A 25,419-nucleotide genomic window follows, 5' to 3' on the forward strand; every position below is an offset into this window, starting at 1 on the left:
TCAGTTCCTGCATTCGGAGCCGTTGTAAAGGTCACTGTTACTTTAGAAGAATCCGTCTCACAGTATTGAGTTGCAGCTAGTGTATAGGTGTAAACGCCATCCACAGAAGCAGACCAGGTTCCCCCGGCATCAGCACCTGTTAGGGCATCAAATAACATTTCATTAGTTATAGTGGTTCCTTCACATACAGTAAAAGCTCCATCAGTTCCTGCATTTGGCGCAGTAGTGAAAGTTACTGTTACTTTAGAAGAATCCGCCTCACAGTATGGAGTTGCAGCTAGTGTATAGGTGTAAACGCCATCCACAGAAGCAGACCAGGTTCCCCCAGCATCAGCACCTGTTAGGGCATCAAATAACATTTCATTAGTTATAGTAGTTCCTTCACATACCGTAAAAGCTCCATCAGTTCCTGCATTTGGCGCAGTAGTGAAAGTTACTGTTACTTTAGACGAATCCGCCTCACAGTATTGAGTTGCAGCTAGTGTATAGGTGTAAACGCCATCCACAGAAGCAGACCAGGTTCCCCCGGCATCAGCACCTGTTAGGGCATCAAATAACATTTCATTAGTTATAGTAGTTCCTTCACATACCGTAAAAGCTCCATCAGTTCCTGCATTCGGAGAAAACTCGATTGTTATATCAAAATTAGATTCTGCTGCACCACAAGATCCTTTTCCTGGTGTATAAATATATACAGTTTTCGATTCAGTGATTATCGTATTTTCAAATAATTCAGTTCCTTGTCCACCGGCTTTAGTGAAATACTTGTTCCCTTCTGGCAAGGCAGGTAAAGAATAAGAATTACACGCATTTTGATTAGCAATTGTTGCTGCTACTGTCGCAGGATTAACTTTAACCTTAATAGCCACTTTATTAGGGCTGATACAACTTCCTGATTCTCCTTCAGCTACATAATAAGTGAATTCACCAGCAACATCAGTGCTAGGAGTGATAGAGATTTGAGGAGTATTTGAATCGCTGGTATAATAGAATAGTGTATATCCTGTCTTACTAGGAGTTGCTGTTAATGCAATTGCTTCTTCGTTTAGGCAATATTCTACATCTGTAGCTGTAGGAACAGAGGTTATATTATTCACGACAATGTCAAATGCTATATAACAGTCATTAGCCCCTGGAACAATTGCGTAATAATTTTTAGTTCCGGTAGTCTTTGGAAATGGATTATTGATAGTGTATTCTACCGTTGAATCCACTACAGGATAACTATTATAAAATCTGGTGCCAGAAGGAAATGCAGAGTTTACCTCAGTAATTTGAATAGGATTCGTTCTATTACAATAATTAAAAACTCGTTTATCAGGAGTATTTGAACAGTTATTTTCTATAAATGTTCTGGCATTAATAAGGTTTTTTAACGGAGCGGTAATAGGCTGACCTTTACAGGCCACATTATCTGTATAACCTTGTATAAGATCTTTATTATTTACCGGTATTTGAGTTATTTCACCTATTCCACTCAAAGTTCCTTTAAAAGTGACATTATTTCCATCACCGCAAATAGAATTTTTTAGAATAGTACAGTCTTCAGTAATTTTAAATTTTAAAGTCAAATCTCCCAAAACGTTGTTAGTGTTGGAACTAACAGGAAGCGTACCTACATTCCAGATAATAGAACCTGTTGCTCCTAATGATGGATCATAGGTAACAGAGTTAGGAGTAGGGTTTGGTGAGAAGTAAATGTTCTTTGTAGCACTATTAGGTACATATGAGACATTATAAGGTACCGGGATTATAAGCTTAGTATTTTTAATAGGCTCATTTCCCTTATTTTTTAATTGGACTTTATACGTAATAATATCTCCCGGAAGAGCTTCTGTAGTAGAAGTAGGAGTATTATTGTTTTGTATACTTTGTACTGAGCTAACCCCTTCGATATTTGGTTGATAAGCATCAACAGACATGACCATATTGAAAATCACATAGGTATCCTGTGTTGATCCATATCTGAACTTAGCAAAATTTTGGTTGTTACCAATTATAGATTTATCCGAATTAGGAATAGTTAGAACGTTTATATCTAAACCAGTATTATTTACCAGGTTTGGTATGCGTGTTCCAGGAGTGGATATGGAGGAGTTGAAGAAGTTATTAGGAGTAGTATTGCTATGACTAAGGCGTTCCCAAGATCCATTCAATTTTTGAATTTCGAAATAATCCCCCGAAATACCTCGATCTCCTTCTCCAGCCATCAAACCTAACTTCATATTAATTGGGCCGGATTGGGCGGTATTGAATCCTGAAACCGGGATTTCATAACTTTCTGTTACTTGACCTTTTACATAGGCATAACCGTCGAAAAGGGTGATATCTCTAAGATTCATTTGAGCATTCTCGTAGATAACAACCATTCCCCAACCACCATAATATCCGGTTGAACCTCCGTTACCTTCGGAGATTTCGATATCTGCTACCCAATATTGACCAGCACCATTGTTTTTAACAAGATCGGTTACTTCTACATAACCAACATACATATTATCATCTCCAGGGAAATTGATATCTGAATTCCCAGCAGTAAACTCCTGGTAAGTACTATTTTTAGGGCCCTTTAATTTTATGCTGCGCTTCGCTTTAGAAGAGTTATTGCTACTGGTTCTTCCTGTCCAGTACAAACCTGCATAAACTATCTCAGAACATTCTTCTGAGGCATTGTTTTCGTTTGAAAATAATAACTGTGCAGAAGAAGAATTACTGGTACTAGATATACCATCTTCATCTACCTTTTGCATGGTGTTATTACTGTTGTTCTTATTTAATTCATAATTAGATAAGGTCATATTGGTATTACCAATAATTGCAAAATCTCCATGAATATTATAGATCTTTTTTTCCGGCGAAGCATAAGAAGTTCTCTGCTTGAAGTCGGTTCTAACCTGAGCTTCAGCATGTACGATATTTCCAAAGATTATGAGGAGTATAACCGCATAAGCTTTCAACATCTTTCTTTCAGCATTTATAAAGTAATTTTTTTTCATATATCCCACTATTATAGTAAAACCTTTATTCCTGATTATTCAGGAATTGAAGCAGAGTAAAGCAATGTGATGCCAGTTGGAAGACCTTGTGCAATATTTTCAATTTGTGATTTGGAACAATTGAAAGGGCACAGGAAGTACACAAATTTAAGGTTGTCAAAACCGGAAAGTTTTGAGAAGTCTAAGCTTGAACTAATTTGACTTTCAGAATCCAGTTTTATAACGAGTAGTTCTACTGATTTGAAAAGTTTATTCGAGGAGCTTAGAAGTTGAAAGGAATTTATAGTTACTTCAGCCTTCACAGGGTTTTGTTCGTCAAAAACTTTAATATCTCCGTTTTCTATATAAACTGTAGGCACAAGATCATAGGCGAGCACCTGTAAAGGGGTAGAAGTAGCCTCCTTACTTTTTAAGTTTAATGATGATTTATTAGTAGCGTTAACGGAAAGATATTCGTTCAACTCGAAAGCGGTAGAATTCTGTGCTTGTAGATTACTGGTAACAATAGTAAATACTCCTAAACAGAATATTAAGTTCATTAAATAAGTACTTCTATTGTACGATCGGGAGGAAGTTTTCACTAGCATATTTAAAGCGGTTAAGTTGTTCTAAGATTTATTTATGAAAAACAAATAATGAAAGTTGATATAATCTAAAAAAAACTCTACCATCATTATTTCAAAGTCAGCAATGTAGGGGGCATCTTTTGCTTTATTTTTTCATTTGTAACTATGGGGATAATTACATTTAAAATGGATCAAATAATTGTTCCTGTTATTAATATTAGGGTAAAAATATAGTAATTAGAATTCCTAAAAATGAATTTGAGAAACTTTTAGATATAAGGTTAACTTTCAAGGATGAAGTGCAGTATTTTAATGCCTAATTTGTTGGGGAAGAGACGTTTTAAGGCAGTTTTAGAGGACTATTAGATTTGCGATAGATCTAATAAACCTGGTTTTGTTGTGTCAACTTTACTCAAAAAAAATCAATAGACTAATGGTGTTTTTGAATATAGAAGTTAGTTTATTTCATACATAAGTATCCTATGGTTTTCTCCATCAACTAGTGGATGTTTTTTAAGATTAACATCATATACCCAGCCCTTTTTTACCGTGTCAAATATATCATATTCAGATTCAGTGGTATATCCAAGTTGAGTTCGTGCATAATTAAGCCAGGTTTGATAAGTTGGAATATCCATTTCTTTCTCATTCGACTGAACAGTCATGTATCCATGTTTAATTAGAATACTGAATTTAGCATCTTCATTATTTTTAACTTTTCCCATATTTTCCCAATTACCTTCATCCATTTTCAATAAGATGATACTATTTAGGTCTTTAGGGTTGAAATCAACAGCGTAAACAGTATGGTTTCTACCGTAATTATCTGGATTCATCATAGAAGGAATAGTGCAGCTTGAAAGTAGGATGATGCTTAAGAAGAGGATACTAATTACTTTTAGCAAAGAATATGGGGTAAGCGATTTGAACTTGAAATAAAACATTTAGAACTACTTTTAAAATTGAATTATGCTAATTTTTTAAGTAGGTATTTATAGTAGATTTTCGGGTTTAAAAACTAACTGTTACGAATATATATTTGATTCTTAGATTAGCAATGTAAATAGTAGCTTTTTAGCTGTAAAGCTTAATTGAAACGATGAAGAACAATCCTTTAACTTATATTTAATAGTATGAAAAAATGCTTTGTAGGAATGAAGGTTTTATATGCTATTTAGTTGTGTTTAATATTATAAATAAATAGAGATAAACTTTACGTAATCTTATTCCGTTTTCCTTCCAAAACTTGTAAATTGCACTAAAGAATCATCATATGAATAGAGACTTATCCAACTTCAGGAAAAATTATGTGAAGCATGAGTTACTGGAAGTTGATCTTCCAAAAAATCCATTAGAATTATTTAAAAATTGGTTTGAATATATGGAATCTCTAGACGATTCTATAGAAGTAAACGCCATGACAGTTTCTACTATAGGTAAAGATGGTTTTCCTAAAAATCGCGTAGTGCTTTTAAAAGAATTTAACGTCGAAGGCTTTGTGTTTTACACTAATTATGAGTCTGATAAAGGAAGAGCTATTCAGGATAATCCGCATGTTTGTATTTCTTTTTTCTGGCCGGAAGTAGAAAGACAAGTAGTTATTAAAGGGATAGCTGAAAAAGCTTCAGAAACTGAGGCTGTTATTTATTTTAAGTCGAGACCCAGAGGAAGTCAGTTAGGTGCTTGGGCGTCCAGTCAAAGTAGAGAGATTGCTTCAAGAGAGGTTTTAGAAAAGAGTATTAGGGAATTAGAAGTTCGTTTTGAGGGAAAAGAAATTCCGAAGCCCGATTGGTGGGGTGGCTATATAATAAAACCTTTAAGCTACGAATTTTGGCAGGGTCGAGACAGTCGCTTGCATGATAGAATACAATATGATAAGGTAGATGCCGATTGGAATTTTAAAAGACTAGCGCCTTAAAAATGAAGAAACTGATATTGGTAAGACATGGAAAATCTTCGTGGGAACACAATCTTCCCGATAATGAAAGACCTTTATTAAAAAGAGGATATACCGATGGTGAACTTGTTTCCAAAGCATTTACCAAATCTTTAGATATTGCTCCTGTAATTTGGACAAGCCCAGCTATACGAGCCTTAGAAACCGCTAAAATTTTCAGAAATAATTTGAATATTGTTGAGGATAAGTTCAATATTAAACAGGGCTTATATACCTTTAACTGGCAAGAGCTACTTCATATTATTAATAGCTGTGAACCTGAAGTTGAAAATTTGATGATCTTTGGGCACAACCCTGCTATGACTAATTTAGTTAATATTTTGGGTGACAAACATTTTGACAATATTCCCACCACGGGATTAACCTATATCAATTTTGAAAGTGCTACTTGGGAGAATTTAAAACAGGGAACTACACTTTTAAATTTATTCCCTAAAAATTTACGATAAGATTTCATGAGCAATAACCAATACATCAATAGAGAGCTTAGCTGGCTTCAATTTAACGCAAGAGTACTTCAGGAGGCAGAGGATGAAACAGTTCCTTTAATAGAAAGGTTAAGGTTTTTAGGAATCTTTTCTAATAATCTCGATGAATTTTTCAAAGTTAGATATGCTACCATAAAACGAATAGATCTGGCAGGTAAAAGTGCCAAAAGTGTTTTAGGGGGAATAAAAGCCGGAAAACTACTCGAAGAGATCACTCAAATTGTTATTCAGCAACAGTCTGACAGTCTTAAAGTATTAGAAAGGATTCAAAAGCAATTACAGGATCATAATATTTATATCATAAATGAGAAACAGGTATCTGAATCTCAGGAAGCCTTCATCAAAAGTTATTTTCTTACAAAGGTAAGTCCTGCATTGGTAACCATTATACTTAACGACCTGGTTGATATTCCAAGTTTAAAGGATAGTGCTGCGTATTTAGCTGTGAAAATGGTGATGAAGGAAGAAGTGGCGCAGCAAGGAATTTCAAAATTACTTAATAGGCAGGTTAGAGACAGGAAATATGTACTTATTGAAATTCCAAGAAGTATTGAGCGATTTGTTGTATTGCCAGAGGAAGATGGAAAACAATATATTATTTTGCTAGACGATTTAATTCGCTTTAATCTAAAAACCATTTTCAATATTTTCGAGTATGAGAGCATTTCGGCTCATATGATAAAAATAACCAGAGACGCAGAGCTGGATATTGATAGTGATTTGAGTAAAAGTTTTATCGAGAAAATATCCATGAGTGTTAAAGACCGAATAAAAGGAGATCCCGTTCGGTTTGTTTATGATATGAACATAGATGAAGATACTTTAGGATATTTGATGGGGAAAATGGGAATAGATTCTACCGATAGTATTATTCCGGGAGGAAGATATCATAATAGGAGGGATTATATGAATTTTCCTAGTTTAGGAAATGATAATTTGCAATATAAGGCTATAGACCCTCTGCCAATTCCAGGTTTAGTACTTCAAGGAAGCTTATTGGGCTTAATCGCTAAAAGGGATTACTTACTCTATGCACCTTATCAAACCTTCTCTTATGTGGTGAAATTTTTAAGAGAAGCAGCTTTAGATCCAAAGGTAAGAACCATTAAAATCACTATTTACAGACTGGCCAAGATTTCTCATATAGCGAGTTCCTTGATAAATGCGGTTAAGAATGGGAAAAAAGTGACCGTTCAAATAGAGCTTAGAGCACGATTTGATGAAGTTGCCAATATTAGGTACGCCGAGCAAATGCAACGTGAGGGTGTTAACCTGATCTTTGGCGTAACAGGACTTAAAGTACACTGCAAAACCTGTATTATTGAACGAGAAGAGCATGGTAAATTGCTAAAATATGGTTTTATAAGTACTGGAAATTTTAATGAATCTACCTCTAAGATATATACAGATTACACCCTTTTCACCTCAAATCAGGAACTATTAAAGGAGATCAATAAAGTATTTGATTTCTTTGAAATTAACTATAAAGTGAGTCGTTACAAGCATTTACTTGTTTCTCCTCACTATACCAGAACAGCATTGGTTAAACTGATTAACACCGAAATTGAAAATTCTCAAAAGGGAAAACCTGCAGGCATCAAATTAAAATTGAACAGTCTTTCCGATTTTACTTTAATAGATAAATTGTACGAGGCCAGTAGAGCCGGGGTTAAAATTCGGCTTATTGTTCGTGGAATTTGTTCCCTTATACCCGGTGTTCCCGGAATGAGTGAAAACATTGAGGCAATTAGTATAGTAGATAAATTTTTAGAACATCCAAGAGTTTATATATTTGAAAATGCCGGTTCTCCTAAGATCTATATTTCTTCTGCAGACTGGATGACACGCAATATGGATTACAGGGTGGAGGTTTCTTGCCCTATCTATGATGAAGATATAAAAAATGAGATCCTAGAAACATTTATGATAAGCTGGAACGATAATGTAAAAGCTAGAATACATAGTGGTAATCAGGATAATGCTTATAGAAGAAATGATAAACCCGCATTAAGGTCTCAGTTTGCATTGTATGAATATTATCAGAAGAAATTAGAAAACTATCAAGGGTGATTGTACAAAGAAAATTTGCGGCCATAGATATAGGCTCGAACGCAGTAAGATTGTTAATTTCCACTATTACAGAGCAGGAGGGGAGAGAGCCCATTTTTAAAAAGACTTCGCTGGTAAGGGTGCCTATTCGTCTTGGAGCAGATGTTTTTATGGCAAAGAAAATTTCTGAGGAAAATATTCAGCGAATGATAGATACCATGCAGGCTTTCAATTTACTGATGAAATCCCATAAAATTGAAAAATATAAAGCATGTGCTACTTCTGCTATGCGAGAAGCTTTAAACGGAGAAGAAGTTGCTGACTTAATTGCCGAAAAAACAGGAGTTAAAATTGATATAATTGACGGTAGCCATGAAGCTGCTATAATTGCTGCAACCGATTTACATGCTCTTATACAAAGTGATAAAACTTATTTATATGTTGATGTGGGAGGAGGTAGTACCGAATTTACCTTGTATTCTAATGGAGAGACCATCGCCTCAAGATCTTTTAAATTAGGGACTGTACGCTTGCTAAAAAATATTGTTGAAGACGAATTATGGGATGAAGTAGAAGCTTGGATAAAGCAAATTTCTAAAGAGTATTCTAAAATAGACCTTATAGGTTCCGGTGGTAACATAAATAACATCTTCAAAAGCAGCGGGAAAGCAATAGGTAAGCCTCTTAGTTTTCTTTATTTAAGTTCTTATTATCAATTATTGAATTCGTTTACCTATGAAGAGAGAATAACTGAACTTAATTTGAATGCTGACCGCGCCGATGTAATTATACCCGCAACAAAAATTTACTTATCGGCAATGAAATGGACCAAAGCCAGGCGCATTTATGTCCCTAAAATTGGATTGGCAGATGGTATTATTAAATCCCTATATCAGGAAAACAGTTAACTACTATCCGTGAATACTTTCTTTTGTTCCCAAATCTTTCATTACTTCTGCCTCAAAAGTTAATAGGTCCTGCCATTTTTTATCTACAACTGCTCTTTCTCCATATTTACGGGCAGAATTGAGGAAAAGAGTATAATGGTTTGCCTCGCTTATCATTAGTTGTTTGTAGAATTCTCTAAGTTCCTCTTCTTGTAGTTCTTCAGAAAGTAGTCTGAACCGCTCACAACTTCTAGCTTCTATTAAAGCGGCAATAAGAAGTCTGTGCACGAGTTGCGTTACCCGGCTTCCGCCTTTTGGAAAGAATTCTCTTAGCTTGATAACATATTCATCTTTTCTGTCCCAACCTAATGTGAAACCGCGTTTTAAGAGCTTGTCGTGTACCATTTTAAAATGTCCCATTTCCTCACGGGCCAGAGCTGTCATTTCAACAACTAAGTCAGAATATTCAGGGAAAGATACAATCAGGGAAATTGCTGTAGAGGCAGCTTTTTGCTCACAATAGGCGTGATCGATAAGAATTTCTTCTATGTTCTTTTCAGCGATTTTAGCCCATCTAGGGTCGGTAGGAAGTTTTAAACCAAGCATGACTTATATATCTAGATCAAATGTTGCTCGAAGTTTCTCGATCAACGGGTTCTTTTCTTTTAACTTATTATACTTTTCCATATCCGTAAACGCAAACTTTTTTGCAGCTTGTTCATTCACATGTATTTCTAAACTTATAAAAGTATTATTAAGCTTTTTCTTTAGAAATGACATTAATGGATTCTGACCTTTTTCAAGATCTTTCTTCATCGTACTATTGGGTAGCTCCATAGAAATTACATGTCCGTTCACTTTGGGCATATCAGTTTCCATAATAGAAGCAAGAATCTTTTCACCTTTGTTCTTTATTCTATGAATGTATTCATCCCAAGCTGCATGCAATTGAGTTTCGTTGAAAGGAGTGTCCTTTTCCTCAACGGCATGTTGATGTTGTTGCCCTTGTTGTTTTGCTAGTAATTCCCTTTTTTTGCGAATACTGCTTAAAGATAAACCGGAAACTTTTTCAGGAGTTTTAGTTGTTGTTTCAGAGGTTGCTACAGGTTTTTCTTCTGAAGTTTCTTTAGGAGTTTCAACTGCCGGAGTGGGTGTGGTCAAGTTAGAAACTTCACTAACTTTTTCTTTAGCTGGTGTAGTAATAGAAGAGGTTTGTGGGGTTGAAACTGGAACCTGAGCTTCAGGACTTGGTGCCGCTGAATCCTGTGACATTTCATTTTCTGTAATTATTTCTTTTTTAGCTGAAGAAATCTTTACTGCCGGAGAATTTCCATTTTTGAAATGAGCAGGAGGGATTATGTATTGCTCAGACTTTTTTTTTTCTCCATCAAAATTGATAGAGGCTAATTGCATTAGGCAAAGTTCTATAAGCAAACGTTGATTTCGGCTGCTTTTAAATTTCATATCACAATCATTCGCCAATTCTATTCCCTGTAACAAGAACTCCTGAGTGGTTTGCTGAGATTGTTCAAAATAATTAGCCTTTGTAGTTTCTCCAACTTCCAGGAGATTTATAGTTTTTGGATTTTTGCAAACTAATAGATCTCTAAAATGTGATGCTAAGCCTGAAATGAAATTATGCCCATCAAATCCTTGAGAAAGTATATTATTGAATTCTACTAAGAGTTCAGGAATATTATGCTCTAAAATTAATCGGGTTACGTTTAAATAGGTTTCATAATCCAGAACGTTTAAATTCTCAGTCACCGATTGTCTCGTAAGATTAGCACCACTAAAACTAACAACTCTATCATAAATAGATAAAGCGTCTCTCATAGCGCCATCTGCCTTTTGCGCAATAATATGTAAAGCATCTTCTTCAGCCTTTACATTTTCCTGCTCAGCGATATATGCTAGGTATTTTCTAGCATCGGTCACAGTTATTCTTTTAAAATCGAATATCTGACATCTTGACAGTATGGTGGGAATAATCTTATGTTTTTCGGTAGTCGCTAAAATAAAAATAGCATGCTTTGGCGGTTCTTCTAAGGTCTTCAAAAAAGCATTGAAAGCGGATGCAGAAAGCATGTGCACCTCATCAATAATATACACCTTATATTTTCCTACTTGTGGCGGGATACGAACCTGATCTATAAGATTTCTAATATCATCTACCGAGTTATTAGAGGCAGCATCTAATTCAAAAATATTAAAAGCAAAATCTTCATCGGGTTGTTGCGTCCCGTCATGGTTAATCATTTTAGCCAAAATTCTGGCACAGGTGGTCTTACCCACTCCACGCGGACCAGTAAAAAGTAAGGCTTGAGCAAGGTGATCATGCTCTATGGCATTCAATAAAGTGTTTGTAATGGCTTGTTGCCCCACCACATCTTTAAAAGTTTGTGGACGGTATTTACGCGCTGATACAACAAAATGCTCCATGAATTAATTTTGAAGAACAAATATAGAAATACCATATCAAAGATGTAAGTCTAAAAGTCTCTTTTTTACCTTTATTTCTACTGATTTTATAAAGCATCTTGATTTATGGGTTTTCATGTAGTATCTTTGCAAAAAAGTAGACCGCCTTATCGCTGCGCTTTATGCGCGGAGGAAAGTCCGGACACCGTAGAGCAGCATAGTGGGTAACGCCCACCAGTCGGAAGATTAGGACAAGTGCAACAGAAAGTATGTACAGGTAATGCTGTAGTGAAAACAGGTAAACTCTATGCGGTGCAATGCCATGTATACCGGTATTTAAGAACTGCTCGTTCGCGCCGGAGGGTAGGCAGCTAGAGATTTTTGGTAACAGAAATATAAGATAAATGATAAGGTCTTTTTGAAAGTGGAAGGGGTTACCTTTTCAACTCAAAGAGAACAGAATCCGGCTTATAGGTCTGCTTTTTATTTTTTTAATAATTCTTCAGCCCATTCCATGGCTTCTTCAAGTTTGAAGAAAATATTGGAATTAGTTTTTATGAATGTTTGTTCAAATTGTACCATATTTAGGGTAGAAGGTTTATTAATTACTACCCCAATTCCATAAAGGTTCTTCTTCATTTTTTCTAACTGTACATACACAATAGGATCTACATTGTAATTGTTAACTCTATTAGATATATAGACATATTTTTTTCCCGCATAATGGGCAGAACATATGATTGCAAGATCATAAACTTGAGACTTGCTGAATATCACATCTTCACGAACCTGAGACACAACAAAATTTTCATAGAACTCAAGTGTGGTGTACTCTAACTCTAAAGTTTTTAAAACTTTTCTCATTCTGCATCAGTCGCTCTAAAAAAACTAAATACAGAATTCCCATATTTTCTGGCCTCTGTTAAATGTGGATTATTAGTAAGTTTAGTGTGTTTAGAATGTTCAATAATCAACACCCCTTTTGGTTTTAGCAGCTCCTTTTCAAAAACAAGATTTGCTATCTTCAGAAATTTCTCTTCATCAAAATCGTAAGGAGGATCGGCAAAAATGATATCGGCTTTAATTGGAGCTTTTTCTAAATATTTAAATACATCACTTTTAACAGGAGTTATGTCTAAATCTAATTCAGCAGCGGTGGTCTTTATAAACTTTACACATTCAAAATTCCCATCGACAGAGGTTATTGGGCCTGCACCTCTAGAACCAAATTCATACGATATGTTTCCTGAGCCAGAAAACAGGTCTAACACGCTTAAATTATGGAATCGGAATTGATTGTTGATGATATTGAACAAAGCTTCCTTTGCCATATCTGTTGTTGGTCGAATAGGGAGCTTTTTAGGCGCCGTAATTCTTCTTCCTTTATGTATTCCAGAAATTATTCGCATTTAATTGAATTTATTAAAGTGAAAGCCTCACGTTGAAACTCTTGTGTGGAATGTGTTTCGGCACTGAGATCGAAATTACAAAGTAAGAAATCTATATTCTTGATATAAGTGTAAGTAATCGAGTATAACGAACTCTCTTTTGTGATATTTCCTAAGAGCCATAAATGTAGTTTGGAAGTATCCAATTCTAATTGTTCTGCAGTAAAAAGTAAATAATAGATAAAATCTTCCTTGGTGTCGTAGCTAAATGTATTTGCCAGTAGAAGAGTATTATTTTTTACCACAACAAGATCAAAGTAGCCATCATTATTATTTAAATATAGATTTACCGAGTTATTTTTATGAAGGTTAATCACCGATTCTATAAGAACTGAAACTGTATGCTTATATTCAAACTCGCCATATTTGTCGAACAAAAAATTGGTAATGTTGGTATAGGGAATATATACGTTTACCAGAGTACTATCTAAAATGTGGTCTTGAGCCACTATATCTGTTTTTAGAATCTTGGTATTAAATTTCAAATAATTAGAAGCATCTTCCTCTATAAAGTATTCGCCGGGTACAAGGCTATAAAGGTCATTAGAAAATAGTAACACTACCTCATCAATACTCCTTTTTAATTCTTCTTCTGATGCAAATAGCAATTCAATTTGCTCTAATATTTTAACGGGATTATATTCTTTTTTAAATTTTATCTTCTTATACCAGATTACCGAATGGTCTGCGCAATTTAGAGTACAAAAAGAAAGTCCATTCAAGCTAACTTGAATGGACAACTTTATTAAGTTTTTTATTTCAGTATTATTCGTCGCTACCATAAACTTTTGGCCAGTTACCTTTGGTGTTAACTTCCTCCATAGAACCAACTCTAATATAAGCTCCATTTACACCTTCTACAGATATAACCTGGTTCTCCTGATTTATTAAGTCTTTATCCTGATCACTTAGAATAACGTTTTTAGCAACCTTTGCTTCAAAAACAGCAATTTTGTTATCGTTCTTTACAATTGTACCCGCATCCATTTCAAATTTTGCATCCACTCCTTCAACAGGAACATTCATCATTCTTTTGTAACGGTCGGTATCTTTAAATAAAGAATCTTTTACAGATGCAGTTCCTAAAGTATCAATGACAATTACATCTTTATATTTATCTACACCAAAAGCTTTTCTGTATTCCTCATCCATAACGGTGGAATCTCTTCTTTGTGTTAGTGTAAATTCGGCAGTGTCAATAAATCTAACTAGTTTGTCAAAATCTTTTTCAAAAGATCCAGTGATTTCTTGGTGAGCTAATTGCGCAGCACGAATATCCTTAAGACGGTCAATTACTTTAGCATATCGCTTTTCTTTAACTTTATTAAACTGAATTGGTTCATACACCGAGTTAAAGACAAGGTATCCCAAAAAGATAATCACAATCCAAAGGAGTAATTGAATTACAAGTTTCATGCTGTTTATTTTTTTAAATTATTAGAGTTCATCGCAAATCTACAATTTTTTTTTATTCGTAAAAGTTTCTGCCCTAAAAATCCATTGTTATCTTTGAGATTTGTAACAAAGCCTATGGAAACCCTTACTGCCGATAAATTTTATAAACTATTAATCAATGACTTAGGGTTTGAAGCAAAGCTGAAACAAGATATTGCTTTACAACAATTATCTTCATTTATACTAAATCCCAACCCAAATTCCATTTTTTTATTAAAAGGATATGCCGGTACAGGTAAAACTACAATAATTAGTGCACTCGTCAAAAATTTATGGAAAGTTAAGAAAAGTAGTGTGTTATTGGCTCCTACAGGGCGTGCTGCAAAGGTTATTTCTCTTTATTCCAATCAGGAAGCTCAAACTATTCATAAGAAAATCTACTTCCCGAAAAAAACTGGAGGTGGGGCGGGAGTTCAATTTGTACTGCAACCTAATAAACACAAAAACTGTATTTTTATAGTTGATGAAGCTTCCATGATCCCTGATGAGAATCAGGACGCAAAGCTTTTTGAAAATAACGGGCTATTAGCCGATCTTATACAATACGTTTACAGTGGTAATAAATGCTCTCTGGTATTAATTGGTGATACAGCACAGTTGCCGCCGGTTAAGTTAGATGTAAGTCCTGCGTTGGAAGAACAAAAACTTCAAATAAACTACGATAAAGAGGTTACTCACATTGAGTTAGATGAAGTGGTTAGACAGAGTGTTGAAAGCGATATTTTGCTAAATGCCACTAGAATTAGAGAAGCAATTTCTCAGGAATTTTATGAGTCTTTTAAATTTAAACTCACTTCCAAAGCTGACCTAATTAGGTTGATGGATGGGCAAGAGATTTTAGATGCAATTCAGGATTCTTACGATAGTTTGGGGCATGAAGATACTACTATTATTGTGCGTTCGAATAAAAGAGCCAATCAGTACAATCAGCAAATACGGTCTCGTATTCTCTTTCAAGAAGATGAAATTGCGGCAGGAGATTACCTTATGGTTGTTAAGAATAATTACTTTTGGATAAAACCATCTTCCGAAGCAGGATTTATTGCAAATGGGGATATTATTAAAGTTCTCGAAATTTATGCAATTAAAGAATTATATGGGTTTCGTTTTGCTGAAGTGAAAGTAGAAATGGTAGATTATCCAAAAATGGCTGCCTTTGAAACGGTGGTTATTCTGGACACTTTAGAAAGTAATACACCTTCTTTAACCTATGATGAGTCTAATAAGCTTTATCAGGAAGTGATGAAAGATTACGAAGAGGAAACCTCCAAGTACAAGAAGTTCTTAAAGGTTAAGGGTAATAAATTCTTTAATGCCTTACAAATAAAATTCTCTTATGCCATGACCTGCCATAAATCACAAGGTGGACAATGGAACACTGTTTTTATAGAGCAACCTTATTTGCCTAATGGAATAGATAAGGATTACTTAAGATGGCTGTATACAGCTGTGACCAGGGCAAGGGAAAAATTATACCTTATTGGTTTTAAAGATGATTTCTTTGCTGAAAATTAATATATATAGACATTATTAAGAATGAATAATAGCACATTAAAAACAATAGCAATGATCCCGGCAAGATATGAAGCCAGTAGATTCCCGGGAAAATTAATGAAAGATCTAAATGGTAAAACGGTAATTCACCGTACCTATGAAGCAGCGATTAATACGAATTTATTTGATGAAGTATACGTAGTAACCGACAGCGATATTATTTTTGATGAGATAACAAAATTTGGAGGAAAGGCTATAAAAAGCCTGAAAGAACATGAATGCGGCAGCGATAGGATTGCTGAAGCTGTGGCCGAGATGGATGTAGACATTGTAGTAAATGTACAAGGGGATGAACCTTTAATAGATAAAGAAAGCCTTTTTAAGCTCTTACAAGTCTTTAAATTTGATGAAAAGGGAATTATAGACCTAGCTTCATTAAAAACACCTATGTATGAAAGCGAAGAGATCACCAATCCCAATAACGTGAAAGTGATAACCAACAAGAATAATCTTGCCCTTTATTTCTCGAGATTCCCTGTCCCTTATCCTAGAGATACCAATAGTGGTGTAACCTATTATAAGCATATTGGTGTATATGCCTTTAGAAAGCAGGCTCTAATGGATTTCCATAAACTGCCAATGCTCGAGCTGGAAGCTACCGAGAAAATAGAAGCCATACGATATTTGGAATATGGGAAGAATATTATGATGGTAGAAACCGATTTTAAAGGGATTGGTATCGATACCCCGGAAGATCTGGAGAAAGCAAAGAAATTATTTCAGTAAATATAAAAAGGCAGTTCTAAGAAACTGCCTTTTTATATTCTGATAAAGCTCTTTCCCGGGCTTCTTTGTGATCTACCATTTTTTCAGGATATTGATCTGTATCGAACTCCGGGATCCATTTTTTTATGTATTCTAAGTCCTTGTCATAATCTTTTATTTGCGTAGTAGGGTTAAAAATTCTGAAGTAAGGAGCTGCATCTACGCCACTTCCGGCAATCCACTGCCAATTCCCCACATTGGAAGACATTTCATAATCTAGTAATTTTTCAGCAAAATACGCTTCTCCCCATCGCCAGTCTATTAATAGATGCTTGCATAAAAAACTCCCAACCAGCATTCTTACCCTGTTATGCATAAATCCGGTGGCATTTAATTGCCTCATTCCTGCATCTACCATTGGGTAGCCGGTCTTTCCCTGTTTCCATTTTTCAAATTCTTCATCATTATTTCGCCAGTTTATTCGGTCGTACTTACTTTTAAATGATTCGGTAAGGGTGTGAGGATAATGAAATAATATTTGCATAAAAAACTCTCTCCAAATCAGTTCTTGCCAAAACACCTCATTTTTTTCTGCAATAGCTTTTTTCATCATTTTTCGAATGCTAACCGTGCCAAAGCGCAGATGCGGACCTAAATGAGAGGTAGCATCCTGGGCAGGAAAATTTCGTTTTGCGTCGTATTCCTGAATGAGATTAGGAGTAGCATCAAAATCAGGCACTTTAATAGTTGAAGTTTTAAAACCTATATCTGATAAGCTTAATGTGGGCAGACGACTATTTTGAATTAAATTTTTAAGATACTGACTGGTATAATGGATTACAAGATCTTTCTCCTTAAAAAGCGCTTTCCATACTCGCATATATGGGGTATAGACTACATATGGTTCTCCATCTTTTTTAACCACTTCATCTTTTTCAAATACTACCTGATCCTTATAACTTAATAGTTCAATATCTTTCTTAGCTAAAAGTCGAGTTATAGCTTCATCTCTTTCTTTAGCATAAGGCTCATAGTCCCTATTGGTATATACAGCCTGAATATCATAATTGTCTAATAATGATTTAAAAATTTCAACTGGTTTGCCTGAAAAGATGGCTAAGGAGCTTCCAGCTTCTTGTAATTCATTTCTTATTTTCATTAAGGCTGCGTGTATAAAGCTAACACGAGCATCCTCCTCTGGTAGCTTTTCTAGAATATCAGAATCGAAAATGAAGATGGGCATTACAGGAAAATCTCCTTTTAAAGCTTCTAAAAAACCTACATTATCATCTATCCTAAGATCTCTTCTATACCAGAAAATGCTTATTTTATCACTCATTAATTTATGTTTAGTGTAGAGACCCCGCCGTCTAATCCAATTATTTGCCCGGTCATCCAACTGCTTTTGTCTGAAAGAAGAAATGCCGTAAGGTTAGCGATATCATGTGCTTCTCCAACCCGTTTTAACGGATGCCGATTATTCATTTTATCGATCTTATCTTCAGAAGATAATAATTTTTTTGCCAGATTGGTGTTTGTTAAGGAAGGAGCAATTACATTTACTCTGAAAGAGGGTGCATATTCGGCAGCCAGAGCTTTGGCAAAACCTTCTATAGCTCCTTTTGATGCAGCTACACTGGTATGGAAAGGCATACCTATTTTTACAGCAACTGTACTAAAAAATATCAGGCTGGCTTGTTCTGAATTCTTGAGTTTTGGAATTATACCTTGTACTGTCTTTATCAAGGAAATAAAGTTAAGTTGAAGTTCCTGTTCAAAAACTTCCGGTTTCAGCATTTTGAAAGGTTTTAAATTAATGCTTCCGGGGCAGTAAACAAAACCATCAATCGTAGCTGGTAATTCTAAATCTTCAATACTGTCTTTAAGGACATCAAATTCATAATGCCTAACCTCCAGCTCACCTAAATTCTCAGAAGTTCGGGAAGCTACAAATATGTTATTATCAGCGGCTAAGAGTTTAACCGCTTCCAATCCAATTCCGCTGGAACCTCCAATAAATAATATGTTCTTTTTCATATGCAATTACTTAGTTTAAAATATCCGGTTTAAGGATGCTCTTATTTTCTGAAGAAGAGGGGAATTCCCCAAATAGTTCGATAAGCTTGTGTCTGCGATAGTCAAAAATCTCCTTAAGTTTTGGTGCCACCATAAAGGGATGCACCATTTCGCCTACTATCCCGAAAGGAACCTTATAATCTACAATATCTTCCATAAGCACTCCCCCCTCAATTTCTTTTATAAAATGCTTATGATGCCAAAGTGCATAAGGACCAAAGCGCTGTTCATCAACAAAATATTCCAGGTGTTTAACGTGTGTAATCTCTGTAACCCATTTAGTTTTAATCCCCGCAATAGGTGTCACGATATATTGAATGAGCTGACCCGGGAACATAGGTCGATCGGCTCCTGAGAGAATATCAAAACTCATATAATCTGGGGTGATGGTTTTTAAGTTTTTTGGATTGGATAAGAAATCCCAGGCTTGTTGAAGGCTTATGGGAATTTGTTGTTGAGAAGTAAGGGTGTGAATTTTCATGATTATAAAATATGAATCAAATTTAAAAATTATTTTGTTTAATTTAATATTGAAAAGGTTAAACAATAATTAAAGTTAGAGGGAGTATAATGAATTGCCGAATTTGTATATTTGAGAAACTAATATATCAACATATGAAAAAATTATTTTTTTTAATGTGCACCCTCTTCCTTTCGGGAAGTACTTTTGCACAGATCGAAGCTCCTCAACCTAGTCCATTTGCTAGAATGGAACAAAAAGTGGGTCTTACAGATATTACTTTAGAATATTCACGGCCAAGCATGAAAGGAAGGGAAATATTCGGAAACCTTGTGCCTTATGGAAAAGTTTGGCGAACCGGAGCCAATGCAAACACTACAATCACTTTTAGCGATGATGTGGAAATAGATGGGGAAGTACTTAAAAAAGGAACTTACGGTATTTATACCATCCCTAATAAAGAGTCTTGGGATGTGATGTTCTATTCGAATGCGACCAATTGGGGGAATCCGGAAACATGGGATGAAAGTATGGTGGCTTTAAAAGCAACTGCAGAAGTGATAGAATTACCATTTGAAGTACAAACTTTCACCATCTTTTTTGATGATTTACAATCAGATTCTGCAATTATGAGCTTTGTATGGGGGAATGTGGAAGCACATTTAAAAATTGAAGTCCCTACGGAGGCTAAAACCATGAGCAGCATTAAAAAGGTAATGAATGGCCCCGGTGCGAACGATTATTTTGCCGCGGCTTCTTATTATCATGAATCTGGTAAAGACTTGAAACAAGCCTTAGAATGGATTAAGAAAGCAACAAGTATGCAACCTGAGGCATACTGGATGTTACGTAGAAAATCTTTAATTGAAGCTGAATTGGGTATGAAGAAGGAAGCTATTGCAACTGCTAAGAATTCTTTAGCTGCAGCTGAAAAAGCTATGAATGCCGATTATGTAAAAATGAATAAGGATTCTTTAAAGGAATGGGGAGCTTTGTAATTTTATAGTTTAAGAAAACATTAAAAAGCCTGTCTGTGCAAGACAGGCTTTTTTTATTAATATTCTAAACCGATTTCTTCTCTAATTGCGTCTAACAACCCAATAAGTTTAAGACTTTTATTGAAGGTCATAATATCACTTTCGATTCTATTTTGAGATAACATTTCCTGTACGTGAAGTGCTTCATATTTGTAACCAATACAGTTGGTCTCAAAAGTCTTGATCTCTTGATCTCCATTTTCTTCTACTGTAACCGATGACGGTTCATGAAACCTGGAGTTTACAGTTACTTTCGCTTTTTCAAAGGTAATTACGGCCTGAGTAGGGGTATCCTCATGAATACTGCTATATAAGTGCGCTTTGTTGTTATTGGCATATTCAAAGATCATGGAGCAATCTTTATCAATACCGGTATTCCCTAACGTAGCATTTGCTCTAATTTTATCTGGTTTTCCTAACAAGCTTAAGGCGGCAAAAACGGGATAGATTCCCACATCTAATAAACTTCCACCACCAAGCTTCTTATTGTAAATTCTCTTGTCTAGATCTACGGGAGCAGCAAAGCCAAAATCGGCTTTTAAATGAGTTATTTCTCCAAATTCTTTTGTTCTTACAAGTTCTAATACATATTTGTAGTGAGGTAGAAAATGTGTCCATAAAGCTTCCATTAAAAACACATTTTCTGATATAGAGGTTGCAATCATTTTCTTCACTTGATCGCTATTGATAGCAAAAGGTTTTTCACATAAAACCGCTTTTTTATGTTTTAGGCAGAGCATGGTATGTTCAAAATGAAATACATGAGGTGTGGCTATATAAATAACCTCCACTTCAGCATCGTTTACCAAATCATCATAAGAGCCGTAACTCTTTATTGCATTGTACTGTTTTGCAAATTCTTCTGCTTTTTCATCAGATCGGCTTGCTACTGCATAAAGCTCTGCGTTTGGAATTTTCTGCAGATCTGATGCAAATTTACCTGCTATTTTTCCGAGGCCTATAATGCCCCATTTGAATGTTTTATTTTTCATTTGAAATTATTTTATCCGGAGAATAAATAATGGTTTGTAAAAGCATAGCTATAACTATTACTAAACCACAGCCTAATAGATTTAACCATAAGTATTCCATCAATCCTGAGAAGTATACTAATAAAACCAGAGTTTGAGTTATTATTGCCGCAATAAATACAGCATTACTATGTACTTTTTTAATGAAGAAAGCTAGCAGGAATATCCCCAGTACGTTACCATAGAATATAGAACCTACAATATTCACTAATTGTATTAAATTATCGAAGAGGTTCGCAAAACTGGCAAATATTATAGCCATTATTCCCCATCCTAAGGTGAAAAATTTAGACACTTTCACCAAATGCTCTTCCGATCGTTCTTCTTTGAGGTTAGGTTTGTATAAGTCAATTGTGGTGGTTGAGGCTAAAGCATTCAATTCGGAAGCCGTAGAAGACATTGCTGCCGATAATATTACCGCCAATAATAACCCGATTAAACCTCGTGGTAGATTATTCAGAATAAAATGAATGAATACATAATCCTTATCATTTATCTCCACATCTTTTTTAGTTGCTTTTATAAGTTCTTTGGCTTGGGCGCGGTTTTCTTTTTCTAGGGAATTCAATTCTAGCATGTTGTTCTTTAGAAGCACTTTTTCAGGTGATGAAGGCGTATTTAAACTAACCCCGTAATCTATGGTGCTTTGATGTTTCAATCTTTGCAGCTCTTCATTTTGCGCCATAAGATCCTGATATTCTTCTGCGTAATAAGAACTTAAAACTGCTTTTTCTGCAGTAGGATTGAAATTTAACGGAGCTTGATTGAATTGGTAGAATACAAATACCATTACTCCCACGAGAAGTATGAAAAACTGCATAGGCACTTTAAGAAGTCCGTTGAAAATTAAACCTAATTGCATTTCTCGTACAGATCTACCAGTTAGATAGCGCTGTACCTGGCTTTGATCTGTACCGAAATAGGAGAGTGCTAAAAATGAACCTCCAATTATTCCACTCCAAAAGGTATATCTATTGTTAAGATCGAATGAAAAATCCAAAACTTCCATTTTTCCGCTGGCACCGGCAATTTCAAGAGCATTGTAAAAACTGATATTATCTGGGAGGTAACTTACAATTAAGAAGAAAGCAGCGAACATTCCGCCAAATATCACAGCCATTTGTTGTTTTTGAGTGACATTTACAGCCTTAGTGCCACCCGATACGGTATATATAATAACCAAAACACCTATGAGGATAGTAAGAAAATTCAAATTCCAACCCAATACAGCTGATAGTATGATAGCGGGAGCAAAGATGGTAATCCCGGCAGATAGTCCTCTTTGAACGAGAAAAAGTAGAGCAGTAAGCGTTCTGGTTTTTCTATCGAATCTAGATTCTAAATATTCATAGGCTGTGTATACTTTGAGTCGGTGGTAAATTGGGATGAACACCATGCAAATTATGATCATGGCTATGGGAAGTCCAAAATAAAATTGAACGAACCCCATTCCATCATGATACGCTTGTCCGGGGGTAGAAAGAAAGGTGATGGCACTGGCCTGGGTTGCCATTACCGACAATCCAATGGTCCACCACTGGGCATCATTCCCACCGCCTATATAATCCTTTACATTTTTACTGCCTCGAGTTTTATAAACTCCATAGCTCACTATAAATGCAAGGGTTCCAATAAGTATCCACCAGTCGATTAATTGCATCTACGCGAAGGTTTTCATTATAATATAAAATAGGAGAACGTAAGCTGCATTGGCTAATAACACCCACGTATAACTTTTCTTCCAGATGTATGTTTTAGTTATTTTCATTATTTTCCAATAGAGACTATATTTGCGAATAATCTAAAAGCTCCGGGAACTCCTTCGGGGAACTGCCTAAAAAAGCTTAGACCGGTATAGATAAAATAACCTTTTCCGTATTTAGCACATAACAAACTTCCGTTTAAAGCTTTTTCATTTTCATCATGCATAGATAGGATAGGAGTAAATTCTTCTCCCCAGGAACTTGGGAAATATAGACCTCTTTCTTGTACCCAATTTTCAAAATCGGCAGAAGTGATCTTATTGGGCTCATTCAAAATCGGATTCTCTTTATCGAGAAAGCTTACTTCAGCATCTTCTTCGGTAACCCTTTCTCTCGAAATTTCAAGTGGAAAAGGGGTGAGTTTGTTTGTAATAAGACCTCGATTCACATTATACTGAAAGATTAATGTCCCACCATTTTCTACATACTTAAATAGTTCCTCTTGCTGAAATTTTAGATCATCTACAATATTGTAAGCACGTATTCCCACTACAATAGCATCAAAATTAGCTAAATAATTAGCTAAGATCGAGCTAGGAGCAATTTTGGTTACTTTATAACCTATTTGTTCTAAGCTTTCAGGAATTACATCGCCGGCACCTTCAATATAACCTATTTGTTCTCCTTTTTTCTTGATAATGAGTTTTACCAATTTGGTTTTAACAGGCAGCGCTAAAGTTTGTAACGAAATGTGATTGTAATCTATTTGAACCACTTCATCAGAATATGTTTTATCGCCTATTGTAACAATCGGAGTTAAAATTGCTTCAGCTTGGTCGCTTGGTGGAGTGATATCAAAATTAAGAGTCATCGTACCTCCTTTTTCTTTGATGCTGAAATCTGTGTTTCGAGGAACGATCTTCCAGCCATCTGAAGTTTTCAGATCTAACTTTCCGGAAATATTAGCTTTGGAAGCTGTAATAGTTACCGGAACGGTTTTGGTATCATTATTCGCAAATATCAAAACCTTATCGGCTATATTAATAGAAACCGGGGGGATGATCTCAAAGGGTTGATAAATTTCTCCTTTAACAGGATGAGTAGTTTTATAAGAGATCGCCTTATCAAATGAAATTTCAATACCTTCTATGGTTAGTGAAAATCTAGCTTTGTATTGTGATGGAGCTTCAGGTAAACCAATAAGGTTTTGATCTTTTACAGTATATGTTCCTAAAGCTGCCTGTTCTTTTAACCAATATGCTGAAGTAAACTTTGCAGTGGGATGAACCTTGAAACTAGCAGTAGTTTTCCAGTTTGAATTATCCATTAATTCCTGCTGAATTTTGATCTCTGAATTCCCGGGAAGTAATGAAATAGCCGTCAGCTTCATATTAATGGGACTTCTATTAATAGCTTCAAGCGCTATAGTAACTTTTTCGGAAGGAGTGGCGGTGGGTGTTTTGGAAACGGCTTCCAAATATAAACCGGCTGAGGCTGCAATGATATTTTTGATCTCTTCAGTTTTTATGATTCTCCAATGTTCATCTTGTAATTCGAGTATCAATTTATAAGCTTCAAGAAGTTGAGGAACACTTGCTGAAGGATTCTCGAAATCGTAATTTTCTTCTACCTGTTTTAAAATCTGCCCAATCTTCAGGCCTCCGTTTAATCGGTTCCAGGAAGTATCTATCCCGGCAAACAGATTTGTACTGTTTTCTGGTTGCTCGCCTTCAAGTAATTCTAAATATTCAATTTGCGAGCCTCTGCTTCCAGAGCTTCCAAAGCCTTGAGATTGATGCTGACTTCTACTAAGTGCCGCAATTTCCGGGTTTGAAAGTCCGTTATATGGAAAATACACACCTGTATCAAATTTTGAAAATTGAGCACTGGCACTTTCAAATGCTTCCTGACTACTATAAAACCAGGAAGAGGTATTAAAATAGAGCTTTTTTGGTGTATAGGTTTTTGTTAATTTAAGCTGATTAGGATAAGAAGATGAATTACCAGCTAATTTAAATGCTTCAAAACTTAGAAGGGCAGATGCAGTGTGTTGACCGTGAGTATCGCCGGAAGTTCTGTGATTAAAGCGATTTATAATAACATCAGGTTTAAAATTACGTATAGCCCATACCACATCACCCAGCACTATTTCCTTATTCCATATTTTAAGAGCTTCTTCCGGTGTCTTTGTATAACCAAAATCGATAGCGCGCGTAAAACGCTGCTCCCCGCCATCAATTCTTCTTGCTGCCAGTAATTCCTGAGTTCTTATTACTCCTAATAATTCTTTTAATTGTGGCCCCAAAAGGTTTTGCCCGCCATCTCCGCGAGTAACAGATAAGTAACCGGTACGCGCATGTAATGAGTTGGAGATGTATGAAATTAGTCTTGTGTTCTCATCATCGGGATGAGCGGCAATATAAAGTACAGAGCCAAGAAAGTTAAGTTTCTTGATGGCCTGATGAATTTCAGCTGAATTAAGTTTTTGAGGGGTTTGCGCTTCTGAAATTGTGACTAAAAAACAGAAGACAAGTAAAAGTGTTTTTCGCATTTGAAAAATTGATATCAATTCCTTCAAATATATAA

The 25,419-nt window shown here is 35.4% G+C and carries 22 protein-coding genes and 1 other RNA gene; 8 read left to right on the plus strand and 15 right to left on the minus strand.

Features of this window, described 5'->3' with window-relative positions; all coding sequences use genetic code 11:
- The 3 genes from L1I30_RS07150 to L1I30_RS07160 form a co-directional block, all read right to left on the minus strand.
- Positions 1-2,996, minus strand: a 2,996-nt coding sequence (locus tag L1I30_RS07150) for a DUF11 domain-containing protein (protein ID WP_236133590.1), incomplete at its 3' end; no start/stop codon positions are given.
- A 35-nt stretch (positions 2,997-3,031) separates the two neighbouring features.
- Entirely contained in the window at positions 3,032-3,535 is a 504-nt protein-coding gene (locus L1I30_RS07155; protein WP_236133591.1) for a hypothetical protein, read from the minus strand.
- 482 nt (positions 3,536-4,017) lie between these two features.
- Positions 4,018-4,506, minus strand: coding sequence for a hypothetical protein (locus tag L1I30_RS07160; RefSeq protein ID WP_236133592.1), 489 nt, complete (start codon positions 4,504-4,506; stop codon positions 4,018-4,020).
- A 329-nt stretch (positions 4,507-4,835) separates the two neighbouring features.
- Between L1I30_RS07160 and pdxH the strand changes: the two genes are divergently transcribed.
- Genes pdxH through L1I30_RS07180 form a run of 4 tightly spaced genes read left to right on the plus strand, consistent with a single transcriptional unit; the run spans position 4,836 to position 8,964 of the window.
- Positions 4,836-5,480 carry a pyridoxamine 5'-phosphate oxidase gene (gene pdxH / locus L1I30_RS07165; RefSeq protein ID WP_236133593.1) on the plus strand — a complete coding sequence of 215 codons (645 nt, stop codon included), beginning with the start codon at positions 4,836-4,838 and terminating at the stop codon, positions 5,478-5,480.
- 2 nt (positions 5,481-5,482) lie between these two features.
- A complete protein-coding gene (locus tag L1I30_RS07170; protein WP_236133594.1) occupies positions 5,483-5,968 on the plus strand; it encodes a SixA phosphatase family protein in 486 nt (161 codons plus the stop codon).
- A 6-nt stretch (positions 5,969-5,974) separates the two neighbouring features.
- Entirely contained in the window at positions 5,975-8,077 is a 2,103-nt protein-coding gene (gene ppk1, locus L1I30_RS07175; RefSeq protein WP_236133595.1) for a polyphosphate kinase 1, read from the plus strand.
- Positions 8,074-8,964 (plus strand): Ppx/GppA phosphatase family protein, encoded by an 891-nt coding sequence (locus L1I30_RS07180; protein WP_236133596.1) that lies wholly within the window; start codon positions 8,074-8,076, stop codon positions 8,962-8,964. The genes ppk1 and L1I30_RS07180 overlap by 4 nt, the downstream gene beginning before the upstream one ends.
- Before the next feature lie 3 nt (positions 8,965-8,967).
- Here the strand turns inward: L1I30_RS07180 and L1I30_RS07185 are convergent, their stop codons facing one another.
- Complete coding sequence (locus tag L1I30_RS07185; protein ID WP_236133597.1) at positions 8,968-9,549, minus strand: MiaE family protein; 582 nt, start codon at positions 9,547-9,549, stop codon at positions 8,968-8,970.
- A gap of 3 nt (positions 9,550-9,552) precedes the next feature.
- Positions 9,553-11,385 (minus strand): DNA polymerase III subunit gamma/tau, encoded by a 1,833-nt coding sequence (locus L1I30_RS07190; RefSeq protein ID WP_236133598.1) that lies wholly within the window; start codon positions 11,383-11,385, stop codon positions 9,553-9,555.
- A 133-nt stretch (positions 11,386-11,518) separates the two neighbouring features.
- Between L1I30_RS07190 and rnpB the strand changes: the two genes are divergently transcribed.
- An RNA gene (gene rnpB / locus L1I30_RS07195) (RNase P RNA component class A) lies at positions 11,519-11,851 on the plus strand.
- On the opposite strand, the gene L1I30_RS07200 is transcribed toward rnpB, so the two are convergent.
- Genes L1I30_RS07200 through L1I30_RS07215 form a run of 4 tightly spaced genes read right to left on the minus strand, consistent with a single transcriptional unit; the run spans position 11,848 to position 14,228 of the window.
- Positions 11,848-12,228 (minus strand): hypothetical protein, encoded by a 381-nt coding sequence (locus tag L1I30_RS07200; RefSeq protein ID WP_236133599.1) that lies wholly within the window; start codon positions 12,226-12,228, stop codon positions 11,848-11,850. The genes rnpB and L1I30_RS07200 overlap by 4 nt on opposite strands.
- Entirely contained in the window at positions 12,225-12,773 is a 549-nt protein-coding gene (locus tag L1I30_RS07205) for an RsmD family RNA methyltransferase (protein WP_236133600.1), read from the minus strand. Before L1I30_RS07205 ends, L1I30_RS07200 begins: the two co-directional genes overlap by 4 nt.
- A complete protein-coding gene (locus L1I30_RS07210) occupies positions 12,764-13,552 on the minus strand; it encodes a DUF3822 family protein (protein WP_236133601.1) in 789 nt (262 codons plus the stop codon). The genes L1I30_RS07205 and L1I30_RS07210 overlap by 10 nt, the downstream gene beginning before the upstream one ends.
- A gap of 25 nt (positions 13,553-13,577) precedes the next feature.
- A complete protein-coding gene (locus L1I30_RS07215) occupies positions 13,578-14,228 on the minus strand; it encodes a hypothetical protein (protein WP_236133602.1) in 651 nt (216 codons plus the stop codon).
- A 114-nt stretch (positions 14,229-14,342) separates the two neighbouring features.
- On the opposite strand from L1I30_RS07215, the gene L1I30_RS07220 reads away from it, so the two are divergent.
- On the plus strand, positions 14,343-15,782 hold the full coding sequence (locus L1I30_RS07220; RefSeq protein WP_236133603.1) for an ATP-dependent DNA helicase: 1,440 nt from the start codon (positions 14,343-14,345) through the stop codon (positions 15,780-15,782).
- 21 nt (positions 15,783-15,803) lie between these two features.
- Positions 15,804-16,547 carry a 3-deoxy-manno-octulosonate cytidylyltransferase gene (gene kdsB / locus L1I30_RS07225; protein WP_236133604.1) on the plus strand — a complete coding sequence of 248 codons (744 nt, stop codon included), beginning with the start codon at positions 15,804-15,806 and terminating at the stop codon, positions 16,545-16,547.
- 16 nt (positions 16,548-16,563) lie between these two features.
- On the opposite strand, the gene L1I30_RS07230 is transcribed toward kdsB, so the two are convergent.
- From L1I30_RS07230 to L1I30_RS07240, 3 genes are read right to left on the minus strand one after another with little or no spacing between them, the layout of a single operon-like run.
- Positions 16,564-17,865, minus strand: a complete 1,302-nt coding sequence (locus L1I30_RS07230) for a cryptochrome/photolyase family protein (RefSeq protein ID WP_236133605.1) — start codon at positions 17,863-17,865, stop codon at positions 16,564-16,566.
- Entirely contained in the window at positions 17,865-18,563 is a 699-nt protein-coding gene (locus L1I30_RS07235; protein ID WP_236133606.1) for an SDR family NAD(P)-dependent oxidoreductase, read from the minus strand. The genes L1I30_RS07230 and L1I30_RS07235 overlap by 1 nt, the downstream gene beginning before the upstream one ends.
- 10 nt (positions 18,564-18,573) lie before the next feature.
- The gene (locus L1I30_RS07240; protein ID WP_236133607.1) at positions 18,574-19,083 is read right to left on the minus strand and encodes an SRPBCC family protein; all 510 of its coding nucleotides are present in this window, start codon (positions 19,081-19,083) and stop codon (positions 18,574-18,576) included.
- 134 nt (positions 19,084-19,217) lie between these two features.
- Here L1I30_RS07240 and L1I30_RS07245 point away from each other — a divergent pair, with 134 nt between their 5' ends.
- Positions 19,218-20,060, plus strand: coding sequence for a DUF2911 domain-containing protein (locus L1I30_RS07245; RefSeq protein WP_236133608.1), 843 nt, complete (start codon positions 19,218-19,220; stop codon positions 20,058-20,060).
- A 56-nt stretch (positions 20,061-20,116) separates the two neighbouring features.
- Here the strand turns inward: L1I30_RS07245 and L1I30_RS07250 are convergent, their stop codons facing one another.
- From L1I30_RS07250 to L1I30_RS07260, 3 genes are all read right to left on the minus strand, one after another.
- On the minus strand, positions 20,117-21,091 hold the full coding sequence (locus L1I30_RS07250; RefSeq protein WP_236133609.1) for a Gfo/Idh/MocA family protein: 975 nt from the start codon (positions 21,089-21,091) through the stop codon (positions 20,117-20,119).
- Positions 21,081-22,790, minus strand: a complete 1,710-nt coding sequence (locus tag L1I30_RS07255) for a sodium:solute symporter family protein (protein ID WP_236133610.1) — start codon at positions 22,788-22,790, stop codon at positions 21,081-21,083. Before L1I30_RS07255 ends, L1I30_RS07250 begins: the two co-directional genes overlap by 11 nt.
- 107 nt (positions 22,791-22,897) lie before the next feature.
- The gene (locus tag L1I30_RS07260) at positions 22,898-25,384 is read right to left on the minus strand and encodes a PIG-L family deacetylase (protein ID WP_236133611.1); all 2,487 of its coding nucleotides are present in this window, start codon (positions 25,382-25,384) and stop codon (positions 22,898-22,900) included.
- Positions 25,385-25,419: the final 35 nt, after the last annotated feature.

This window comes from Gillisia lutea, from assembly GCF_021568705.1.
Taxonomy (GTDB): Bacteria; Bacteroidota; Bacteroidia; order Flavobacteriales; family Flavobacteriaceae; genus Gillisia; species Gillisia lutea.

What these genes read in the sequence shown, in the direction of transcription:
- L1I30_RS07155 (WP_236133591.1), bottom strand. Translation starts at nt 3,535, where the DNA reads ATGAACTTAATATTCTGTTTAGGAGTATTTACTATTGTTACCAGTAAT.
- L1I30_RS07160 (WP_236133592.1), bottom strand. Translation starts at nt 4,506, where the DNA reads ATGTTTTATTTCAAGTTCAAATCGCTTACCCCATATTCTTTGCTAAAA.
- pdxH (WP_236133593.1), top strand. Translation starts at nt 4,836, where the DNA reads ATGAATAGAGACTTATCCAACTTCAGGAAAAATTATGTGAAGCATGAG.
- L1I30_RS07170 (WP_236133594.1), top strand. Translation starts at nt 5,483, where the DNA reads ATGAAGAAACTGATATTGGTAAGACATGGAAAATCTTCGTGGGAACAC.
- ppk1 (WP_236133595.1), top strand. Translation starts at nt 5,975, where the DNA reads ATGAGCAATAACCAATACATCAATAGAGAGCTTAGCTGGCTTCAATTT.
- L1I30_RS07185 (WP_236133597.1), bottom strand. Translation starts at nt 9,549, where the DNA reads ATGCTTGGTTTAAAACTTCCTACCGACCCTAGATGGGCTAAAATCGCT.
- L1I30_RS07190 (WP_236133598.1), bottom strand. Translation starts at nt 11,385, where the DNA reads ATGGAGCATTTTGTTGTATCAGCGCGTAAATACCGTCCACAAACTTTT.
- L1I30_RS07200 (WP_236133599.1), bottom strand. Translation starts at nt 12,228, where the DNA reads ATGAGAAAAGTTTTAAAAACTTTAGAGTTAGAGTACACCACACTTGAG.
- L1I30_RS07205 (WP_236133600.1), bottom strand. Translation starts at nt 12,773, where the DNA reads ATGCGAATAATTTCTGGAATACATAAAGGAAGAAGAATTACGGCGCCT.
- L1I30_RS07215 (WP_236133602.1), bottom strand. Translation starts at nt 14,228, where the DNA reads ATGAAACTTGTAATTCAATTACTCCTTTGGATTGTGATTATCTTTTTG.
- L1I30_RS07220 (WP_236133603.1), top strand. Translation starts at nt 14,343, where the DNA reads ATGGAAACCCTTACTGCCGATAAATTTTATAAACTATTAATCAATGAC.
- kdsB (WP_236133604.1), top strand. Translation starts at nt 15,804, where the DNA reads ATGAATAATAGCACATTAAAAACAATAGCAATGATCCCGGCAAGATAT.
- L1I30_RS07230 (WP_236133605.1), bottom strand. Translation starts at nt 17,865, where the DNA reads ATGAGTGATAAAATAAGCATTTTCTGGTATAGAAGAGATCTTAGGATA.
- L1I30_RS07235 (WP_236133606.1), bottom strand. Translation starts at nt 18,563, where the DNA reads ATGAAAAAGAACATATTATTTATTGGAGGTTCCAGCGGAATTGGATTG.
- L1I30_RS07240 (WP_236133607.1), bottom strand. Translation starts at nt 19,083, where the DNA reads ATGAAAATTCACACCCTTACTTCTCAACAACAAATTCCCATAAGCCTT.
- L1I30_RS07245 (WP_236133608.1), top strand. Translation starts at nt 19,218, where the DNA reads ATGAAAAAATTATTTTTTTTAATGTGCACCCTCTTCCTTTCGGGAAGT.
- L1I30_RS07250 (WP_236133609.1), bottom strand. Translation starts at nt 21,091, where the DNA reads ATGAAAAATAAAACATTCAAATGGGGCATTATAGGCCTCGGAAAAATA.
- L1I30_RS07255 (WP_236133610.1), bottom strand. Translation starts at nt 22,790, where the DNA reads ATGCAATTAATCGACTGGTGGATACTTATTGGAACCCTTGCATTTATA.
- L1I30_RS07260 (WP_236133611.1), bottom strand. Translation starts at nt 25,384, where the DNA reads ATGCGAAAAACACTTTTACTTGTCTTCTGTTTTTTAGTCACAATTTCA.